The 9,420-nt window shown below is 37.2% G+C and carries 9 protein-coding genes; all 9 read left to right on the top strand.

The genetic code is table 11. The features are described 5' to 3' along the window. The first annotated feature begins 1,062 nt into the window (after window positions 1–1,062). The 9 genes from HMPREF2877_RS06890 (at window position 1,063) to tgt (ending at window position 9,338) form a co-directional block, all read left to right on the top strand. Window positions 1,063–2,262 (top strand): argininosuccinate synthase, encoded by a 1,200-nt coding sequence (locus HMPREF2877_RS06890; RefSeq protein WP_070579355.1) that lies wholly within the window; start codon window positions 1,063–1,065, stop codon window positions 2,260–2,262. 326 nt (window positions 2,263–2,588) lie between these two features. Further along, window positions 2,589–3,974, top strand: coding sequence for an argininosuccinate lyase (argH, locus tag HMPREF2877_RS06885; protein WP_041817286.1), 1,386 nt, complete (start codon window positions 2,589–2,591; stop codon window positions 3,972–3,974). Window positions 3,975–4,058: 84 nt separating this feature from the next. Beyond that, window positions 4,059–4,394: a ribonuclease P protein component gene (gene rnpA, locus HMPREF2877_RS06880; protein WP_002891957.1), complete on the top strand. Its 336-nt coding sequence runs from the start codon at window positions 4,059–4,061 to the stop codon at window positions 4,392–4,394. 115 nt (window positions 4,395–4,509) lie between these two features. Next, window positions 4,510–5,316 carry a membrane protein insertase YidC gene (locus HMPREF2877_RS06875; RefSeq protein WP_070579352.1) on the top strand — a complete coding sequence of 269 codons (807 nt, stop codon included), beginning with the start codon at window positions 4,510–4,512 and terminating at the stop codon, window positions 5,314–5,316. Between the two features lie 11 nt (window positions 5,317–5,327). Continuing rightward, window positions 5,328–6,371 (top strand): RNA-binding cell elongation regulator Jag/EloR, encoded by a 1,044-nt coding sequence (gene jag, locus HMPREF2877_RS06870; protein ID WP_070579350.1) that lies wholly within the window; start codon window positions 5,328–5,330, stop codon window positions 6,369–6,371. Window positions 6,372–6,502: 131 nt separating this feature from the next. Beyond that, window positions 6,503–7,099 (top strand): TetR/AcrR family transcriptional regulator, encoded by a 597-nt coding sequence (locus tag HMPREF2877_RS06865; protein WP_070579348.1) that lies wholly within the window; start codon window positions 6,503–6,505, stop codon window positions 7,097–7,099. Beyond that, window positions 7,096–7,659: an NAD(P)H-dependent oxidoreductase gene (locus HMPREF2877_RS06860; protein WP_070579346.1), complete on the top strand. Its 564-nt coding sequence runs from the start codon at window positions 7,096–7,098 to the stop codon at window positions 7,657–7,659. The genes HMPREF2877_RS06865 and HMPREF2877_RS06860 overlap by 4 nt, the downstream gene beginning before the upstream one ends. Before the next feature lie 195 nt (window positions 7,660–7,854). Next, on the top strand, window positions 7,855–7,989 hold the full coding sequence (gene rpmH / locus HMPREF2877_RS06855; RefSeq protein WP_002885866.1) for a 50S ribosomal protein L34: 135 nt from the start codon (window positions 7,855–7,857) through the stop codon (window positions 7,987–7,989). A gap of 206 nt (window positions 7,990–8,195) precedes the next feature. Next, the gene (gene tgt, locus HMPREF2877_RS06850; RefSeq protein ID WP_049527868.1) at window positions 8,196–9,338 is read left to right on the top strand and encodes a tRNA guanosine(34) transglycosylase Tgt; all 1,143 of its coding nucleotides are present in this window, start codon (window positions 8,196–8,198) and stop codon (window positions 9,336–9,338) included. Window positions 9,339–9,420: the final 82 nt, after the last annotated feature.

Genomic DNA, 9,420 nt, shown 5'->3' with positions numbered 1-9,420 from the left:
ACTGGAAAACACCTTATGAAGTATTCTATGGGAAAGTGTGCATTGGGCATAACAAAAAATCCATCAATTGATGACTTTTTCAGTGGGCTCCCTATTCGGGCCTCTCTAGATGTTAGCTTTTCGTCACCCACTACAGTTGACAGGGAGTATTAAATTTAAGGGTGATGTATCACTATTTTGTAGATGATTGATTGTTTTATAAGTAATTGGTTTTCATAAAAATACTAAATAGATGTCTTTTAGTAATGAAATTTAATAATTTATAAAAAAAATACTAAAGAATTACAGTTCAGGACAAAAAAATGACATTCTATGAAATCGTATAGACAATTAAATTGAAAAAGGTTATGATATAACCAAGATATGTGATTCGGAATGAGACATCGTCAATCTTATTGAAATCTACATACACTTTATGAAAATAAATAATGTACTTTTATATAACTTTTTCCTAATCCCCATTTTTTATTGGCCGCTCGTCCAATTACATATCTTTTTTATAGACATTAAAAGGCTTGAGAAATCAAGCTGTTTTTTGTTTTTAAGGAATTATTGTAGTTTAAGATAAAAAATACATTCTGTGAGTGAAATCCGACATTTTAGGAAATAGCGACATACATCCTGGGGTTGCATGCTATAATGTAATCAAGGTTAGAGAGCAAGAAGAATGTATGGTTTAAGTTAGTCCCTTAAACATAATAATTTCCCTCATTCATTCTATCTAAAATTGCTGTTGTGTTCTCTACCGATGATGCTGTTGTTCAAAAGGTCTGTACTTTGTACAGGCCTTTTGGCATTTTAGAAGATAGATAGTTAAAGATGCTTTTGAATCTATTTGTATAGTTTCAAGAGTGTTTTTTTATTTTCTACCATTCCTTGCATAAAATTGAATAAAAATTAAGGATTAAGCATTTTTTAGGTCAGAATAATAAATAAAAATTAAATAAATATAAAAAAATAACAAAAAAGTGTTGACAGGTGAATAAATATGCAATATAATTAGTCTCGTAAGGTTGATAGAGATAGCAACCACAAGAAAATATAAGAAAAGAGAAAAATATTATGTCAAAAGAGAAAGTTATTCTTGCCTATTCGGGAGGTCTTGATACCTCAGTCGCTATTACATGGCTTAAAAAAGATTATGATGTTATTGCTGTTTGTATGGATGTCGGTGAAGGTAAAGATCTTGAGTTTATCCATGACAAAGCTTTGACAGTTGGAGCTGTTGAGTCATACGTGCTTGATGTTAAAGATGAGTTTGTTGAAGATTATGTGCTTCCAGCACTTCAAGCTCACGCTTACTATGAACAAAAATATCCTTTGGTTTCAGCGCTTAGTCGTCCAATTATTGCTAAAAAATTGGTTGAGATTGCTCATAAAACAGGAGCAACGACTATCGCTCACGGTTGTACTGGTAAAGGTAATGACCAAGTTCGTTTCGAAGTTGCCATTGCTGCCCTAGACCCAAGTCTTAAAGTAGTGGCGCCAGTGCGTGAATGGAAATGGTCTCGTGAGGAAGAAATTGAGTATGCTAAGGCTAATGGTGTTCCAGTTCCAGCAGACCTTGATAATCCTTACTCAGTCGATCAAAACCTTTGGGGACGTGCTAATGAGTGTGGTGTTCTTGAAAATCCTTGGAATCAAGCTCCAGAAGAGGCTTTTGGGATTACCAATTCACCAGAGTCTGCGCCAGATGAAGCTGAATATGTCAATGTAACCTTTAAAGAAGGGAAACCAGTTGCTCTTAACGGTAAAGAAATGAAATTGGCTGACCTTATCCAAGAGATGAATGTTATTGCTGGTAAGCATGGTGTCGGACGTATCGACCACGTTGAGAACCGTCTTGTAGGTATCAAATCTCGTGAAATTTATGAATGTCCAGGAGCTATCGCCCTTTTGACAGCTCATAAAGAAATTGAGGACTTAACTTTGGTACGTGAAGTTTCTCATTTTAAGCCAATTCTTGAAAATGAATTGTCAAACCTTATCTACAATGCTTTGTGGTTTAGCCCAGCAACACAAGCTATCATTGCTTATATTAAGGAAACACAAAAAGTTGTTAATGGTATCGCTAAAGTTAAACTTTACAAAGGGCATGCTCAAGTAGTAGCACGTCAATCAGCTAATTCATTGTATGATGAAAACTTGGCTACTTACACATCAGCTGACAGCTTTGATCAGGATGCTGCGATTGGATTTATCAAGCTTTGGGGTCTTCCAACTCAGGTTAATTCACAAGTTAACCATCCATTTGACAATTAATGACAAATTTCATAAGAAAAGTAGGCTATTAGAAGAAAAACGCTTCTTATCAGATAAAAGTGGACAGAGAGCCACATCTGATACTCTTTTCTTATAACTTATATTATTATCGTTAAGGCGTTCTGAGAGGCGTCACGAGCCTAAATAAACTACGACAGAGATCGGGTTTTAGGAAAACAAGTGTCCAGAGAGACAAATTAAGCTAGACAAATACTATCTAGCTTTTTTCATTTAAGTTATTGTGACCAAAGAGGTCGTTGCTTGTTATAAGTATTAAGAAAGGATGGAAGATTATCCCAGTGAGGGGAAATCTTCAAAATAAAACTATGGCAGAAAATCATAAACTATGGGGCGGTCGGTTCGAAGCTAGTCTTGAAAAATGGGTAGAAGAATTCGGTGCTTCAATTTCATTTGACCAAAAAATGGCAGAGTTTGACCTTAAAGGGTCTATTGCCCATGTTACTATGCTCGGTGAGACAGGAATTATTACCAAAGAGGAAGCATTGCAAATTAAACAGGGCTTGGAAGAACTGCTTGAGGAATATAAGGCTGGTAAACTAGAATTTGATGTTTCCAATGAAGATATTCATATGAATATGGAGAGTCTTTTGACAGCTAAAATTGGACCAGTAGCAGGAAAACTTCATACAGCACGTTCACGTAACGACCAAGTAGCTACGGATATGCACTTGTATCTAAAAGCCAAACTAGTGGAAGTTATTGAGAAGCTCGATAACTTACGTGCTACTTTGGTCAATCTAGCAGACAAACATACCTATACAATTATGCCAGGCTACACTCACTTGCAGCATGCACAACCGATTTCTTTTGGTCACCACTTGATGGCTTATTACAACATGTTTACACGTGATGCCGAACGTTTTGAATTTAATATCAAGCATACGGATATCTCTCCACTCGGAGCTGCTGCACTAGCAGGAACAACTTTCCCGATTAATCGTAATATGACATCTGACTTAATGGGTTTTGCAAAACCATATAGCAATTCCTTGGATGCTGTTTCCGATCGTGACTTTATTCTCGAATTCTTGTCAAACTCAAGTATTCTCATGATGCATATGACACGTATTTGTGAAGAAATCATTAACTGGTGTTCTAACGAGTTTAAGTTTGTAACTCTATCTGATACTTTTTCAACAGGCTCTTCTATTATGCCTCAAAAGAAAAACCCAGATATGGCAGAACTAATTCGTGGGAAATCAGGTCGTGTCTATGGCAATTTGATTGGATTGTTGACGGTGATGAAGTCATTACCTTTGGCCTACAATAAAGATCTCCAAGAAGATAAAGAGGGTATGTTTGATACGGTAGAAACGATTACTGTCGCTATTGATATTCTCGCAGGCATGCTCAATACAATGACTGTTAATGACAAACATATGGCAGAATCAACAGAGAAAGATTTTTCAAATGCTACAGAGTTGGCTGATTATCTTGCATCTAAAGGCCTACCATTCCGTGAAGCACATGAGATTGTTGGAAAACTTGTCCTTGAGTGTACCAAAGCTGGTTATTACCTTCAGGATGTTCCTCTCGAACGTTATCAAGAAGTTTCAGACCTAATTGAAGAGGACATCTATGAGACACTTAAATCTCATACAGCTGTTGAACGTCGTCATTCCCTTGGTGGAACTGGTTTTGACCAGGTTAAATGGCAAATCAAAGAAGCTCAAAAAGCTCTAAAAAAATAAGTCTCTAAGGCCCTAACCATAAGGTTTTGGGCTTTTTTGCTATTTATGATATAATAGTACTAATTTTGAGTTTGGAGTCGCATTTTGAAAAAATCTTATCGCGTTAAGAAAGAGAAAGACTTTAAAGCATTATTTGATGCAGGACACAGTGTTGCTAATCGAAAATTTGTTGTCTACTGTCTGGATCGTGATCTACCTCATTTTAGAGTGGGTTTGTCAGTCAGTAAGCGTCTTGGTAATGCGGTTACTCGGAATCGGGTAAAACGTCGTCTACGACATGCACTAATGGACATGTCATCTCAGTTAGAACATCAAGATTTTGTCGTTATTGCTCGTAAAGGTGTTGAAGACTTAAGTTATCAAGACATTTATAGCAATCTCGTTCATGTCTTAAAAATAGCAAAGTTATATAAGGACTAGAAGATTATTTTGCTTCTTTACATTGTAGGATAAACTAAAGTCACTCCTGATTTTTGAGATACTCTTAATGAATGGAAGCGAAGCAGTTCTTTATCGTATTAAAAAGGAGTTTTTAGTGAAGAAAAAACTTAATATATCTGTTTTAGGTGCAGGAGCTCTCTTGCTTTTGTCCGCGTGTGGACGAAGTGATGTTACAAGTCACTCTACAGGCCTTTGGGAACGTCTTATTTTAATGTTTGGGAAGGCTATTCAAGGGCTCTCATTTGGTGGTTCTATTGGATTAGGTATTATTATTTTCACGATTTTAATTCGTGCGGTAATGATTCCTCTTTATAATCGCCAAATTAAGTCAAGCCGTGAACTACAAGAGTTGCAGCCAGAGTTACGTCGCTTGCAGAGTGAGTATCCTGGACGCGAGAATCGTGAAGCTCTTGCTTATGCACAACAAGATCTTTATAAAGAGCATGGTGTAAATCCTTACGCAAGCTTCGTTCCTCTCTTGATCCAATTTCCTATTTTGATGGCTCTTTATGGAGCGCTCACACGAGTGCCAGAGTTGCGAGAAGGAATATTCCTCTGGGTTGACCTAGGTCAGAAAGATCCTTACTTTATTCTTCCGATTTTGGCGGCTGCTTTCACCTTCCTTTCAACTTGGTTGACAAATAAGGCAGCTAAAGATCGTAGTGCAATGCTTCTTGTTATGAATATCATGCTTCCAATCTTTATTTTCTGGTTTGGAACTCAGATTTCTTCAGGGGTAGCACTTTACTGGGCAGTTTCGAACGCCTTCCAAGTTGTTCAGATTTTGGTTTTTAATAATCCGTTTAAAATCATTGAAGAACGTAATCGTTTGGAAGCGGAAGAAAAAGAACGCAAAGCTAAGATTCGTCGTGCCAAGAAAAAGGCGCATAAACGTAAATAAGGAGGCTTATTATGGTTGTCTATTCTGGACGAACAGTCGAACAAGCTATCGAAAAAGGTTTGAAAGATCTTAATTTACCCCGTATGAAGGCTCATATTAAGGTGATTTCTCGTGAGAAAAAAGGTTTTCTAGGGTTCGGAAAGAAGCCAGCTCGAGTTAGTGTTGAACCAATAAATGAAAAGATAGCTCATGAAGCAGATCAAAACACCGTTAAAGTGGCTCCTGATGCTATAAAACAATTAGACGATTCTGTCGCAAGTCCAAAAGACGAAACGATTGCTTTCAATAAAGTGACAAAACTTGTTGCGGTTTCAGATAATAAGGAAATTGCACATGAAGACTTAAAGCAACCAGTTTCTACAGAGACTCTTGATGAAGAGTTGCCAGATAAGAAACAGGAGCAACCAAAGGCAACAATTATTCCGCTATCTGTTAAACGTGAGTTATCAGAAGAGGGTGTGACAGAATCTATGGCAAATTCGCTTGAACCCCAACTAGAACCGGTTACTCAAGTTCAAACTTCGGAGACTTCTGAAGGGGCTTTCAGTTCTTTAGTGTCCTCTGAGTTTAGTTCAGATGAGTCTTCTGAAAATAATTTAGAAGATATTCAAGGGGCTGCAGATGATGTTTTATCTTACCTCGAAAAAATTATCTATGAAATGGATGTTGATGCTAGTCTAGAGGTTAGTCACAATCGTCGCAATATTATCATTCAGATTGAAACAGACCAACCTGGTCGTGTTATCGGTTATCATGGCAAGGTTCTCAAGTCTTTGCAACTTTTAGCGCAAAATTATTTGCACGATCGTCATTCTAAACGTTTTAGTGTTGTTCTTAATGTTCGTGATTATTTGGAGCAACGCACAGAGACTTTGATTGATCTAGCAGAAAAAACGGCGGCTAAAGTAAAAGAAACAGGTCGAGAGTACGTTATGGATCCAATGACGAATAGCGAACGAAAAATTATCCATAAGGCACTTTCTCAAATTGAAGGTGTTGAAAGTCACTCAGAAGGGGACGATCCTAATCGTTACGTTGTTGTGACAAAAGTATGATTACAATAGCGTTTATTGCTTACAGAAACTAGTCTTATTTGAAGGCTAGTTTTTTTGACAATAAAAAGTAGACGGTGTATACTTTGTTTAAAAGGTAGTCGCTGTCTACTTAGATGGAAATAGGAGTCAAAATGAAACGTAATACTGCTGAATTGAAGGAAAAGTTAATCGCAACTGGAGTCGAGGAGATAAGAACAAGAGGTGTCGATCAACTATCTATCCGAACGGTGGCTCAAAGATGTGGGGTCACCCATGGGGCACCCTATAAGCACTTTGAAAATAAGGATGTATATCTTCAGGTAGTTTTGGAACATTTATCTGAGATCTTTTTGAAGTATCTGACAAAAGGGGTAGACTCTTCGCTTGATGTAAGAGGTCAATTAGTATTAATGGGCTGTAATTTTGTGGAATTTGCTCAAAAAGAAACAAATAGTTTTGAGGCCTTGTTTATTAAGTTTCCTTTCAATTATACGGAGCTCACTCGGGACAGTATCTCTGTTAATGCCCATTTACCAGGGTTTGAGCACTTTAAGAGTGTGGTTTTGAAGCTAAAAAGTGAAATGAACATTTCGGGTAGTGAGGCAGAAATATTAGTTCATATCTGGAGTTTTATTACTGGATTAGCCGTTTTGGTAAGGGGTCCTATTGGTGATAATTTCAATAGTAACACTATTGAAGAGACTGTTAGTACTATGTTAGACATCTATGTTAAAGGAGCTAAACAATGAAAACCTTAATTATCTACGCCCATCCAAACGATAAGAGCTACAATGCCTCTATACTAGAGACTGTTAAAGAAAATTTATCGTCTAAACATGAGTTAAAGATTCTAGATTTGTATAAAGAGAAGTTCGATCCTGTTTTACGTTTTGATACAACACATAGGAGAAGAGACTTAGCGCACGATGTAGCTATGAAAGACTATCGAGATTTAATAACTTGGGCAGATCAGTTGATTTTTATTTTTCCAACTTGGTGGAGTGGAATGCCAGCTATCTTGAAAGGATTTATTGAACGCGTTTTTGTTGCTGGCTTTGCCTATGAAAATACACCCCGTGGATTGGATGGTAAATTGACTGGGAAAGCTTGGATTATTACAACCCACAATACACCAAAGATAGTTCTACCTTTAGTTCAAGATTATAGCAAAGTCCTAAAATTTCAAGTCCTAAAACCTTGTGGTATTAAACCGGTCAAAGTTACCCAGGTTTCACCTGTTGAGTATATGAGTGACCATAAGCGAAAAGAGGTACTCAAGAAAATAGCTAAACTAGCAAGGAGGTTATGAGCAAGCGATGATATAGGAACGGCATTGTAGTTTACAGTTATCACTAGCCTCCGGGCATCGAAGATATAATGAAATTAATATCTAAGTAATTCTTGACAAGATTAAGCTATTGCTATAAAATAGTATGGTATGTTTAGTAACTGATCAAAAATAGCCGGCTAAACGAATACGAAAATCTATCAGGAGGTATTCAACGTGAAACGTACTTATCAACCAAGTAAAATCCGTCGTCAACGTAAACACGGATTCCGTCACCGTATGTCAACTAAAAACGGACGTCGTGTTCTTGCAGCTCGTCGTCGTAAAGGACGTAAAGTTCTTTCAGCTTAAGACATTATTGAAAGCAACAGTGCTCGAGACTGTTGCTTTTTGTTTTTTGCTATAAATGATAGTGTTGATGTTTGTTGTTATTCATCGAAACTTTGAAAATATAGAGCTGACAATTCTTGTAATTTTTGATAAACTAAAGCGGTTGTGGATAATGACCACTTACTAAAAAATACTTAGGACTGTTTTTCCTAATGTAAGGAGTATAAATGACTGACTTTCCTATTAAATATCGTCTTATAAAGAAAGAAAAACACACAGGGGCACGCTTGGGGGAAATTATCACGCCTCATGGAACTTTTCCAACACCGATGTTTATGCCTGTAGGTACCCAAGCTACAGTAAAAACGCAATCTCCTGAAGAATTAAAACAGATGGGTTCAGGAATTATTTTGGCCAATACCTATCATTTATGGCTAAGACCTGGTGATGAGCTCGTTGCTAAAGCTGGAGGACTCCATAAATTCATGAATTGGGACCAAGCGATTCTTACAGATAGCGGTGGTTTCCAAGTATATTCATTGGCCGAAAAACGAAACATCTCGGAAGAAGGTGTAACTTTTAAAAATCACCTTAATGGAAGTAAGATGTTTTTATCTCCTGAAAAAGCGATCTTGATTCAGAACAATCTCGGTTCAGATATTATGATGAGTTTTGACGAATGCCCTCAATTTTACCAACCATACGACTATGTGAAAAATTCTATTGAACGTACAAGTCGTTGGGCAGAACGAGGGCTGAAAGCACATCGTCGTCCACATGACCAAGGTCTTTTTGGAATCGTACAGGGAGCAGGTTTTGAAGATCTTCGTAGACAATCTGCACAGGATTTGGTTTCCATGGATTTTCCAGGTTATTCAATTGGAGGACTTGCAGTAGGAGAAACCCATGAAGAGATGAATGCAGTTCTAGACTTTACTGTACCTTTACTTCCTGAGAATAAACCACGTTATCTTATGGGGGTGGGGGCACCAGATAGTTTGATCGACGGTGTTATTCGTGGCGTTGACATGTATGATTGTGTTCTCCCAACACGAATTGCTCGTAACGGAACTTGTATGACGAGTCAAGGGCGCCTCGTGGTTAAAAATGCGGCGTATGCAGAAGATTTTAGCCCTATAGATCCTGAATGTGATTGTTATACATGTAAGAATTACACACGTGCTTATGTGAGACATTTGTTGAAAGCAGATGAAACGTTTGGAATTCGCCTGACTAGTTATCATAATCTCTACTTCTTGGTGAATTTAATGGCTAAAGTACGACAAGCTATTATAGATGACAATTTACTTGAGTTCCGTCAAGACTTTATAGAAAAGTATGGTTACAAGTCAAGTAAAAGAAATTTTTAAATAATTTATTTAGCAGTACATGATTGTACTGCTTTATTTTTTTGCAAAACCCTATTGACAAGCATTAATTTGGGTGTTAAGA

The organism is Streptococcus sp. HMSC072D03 (genome assembly GCF_001812855.1).
GTDB classification, from domain to species: Bacteria; Bacillota; Bacilli; order Lactobacillales; family Streptococcaceae; genus Streptococcus; species Streptococcus salivarius_D.
The sequence above is the reverse complement of the archived record's forward strand: the minus strand, read 5'-3'. Positions and strand labels throughout refer to the sequence as shown.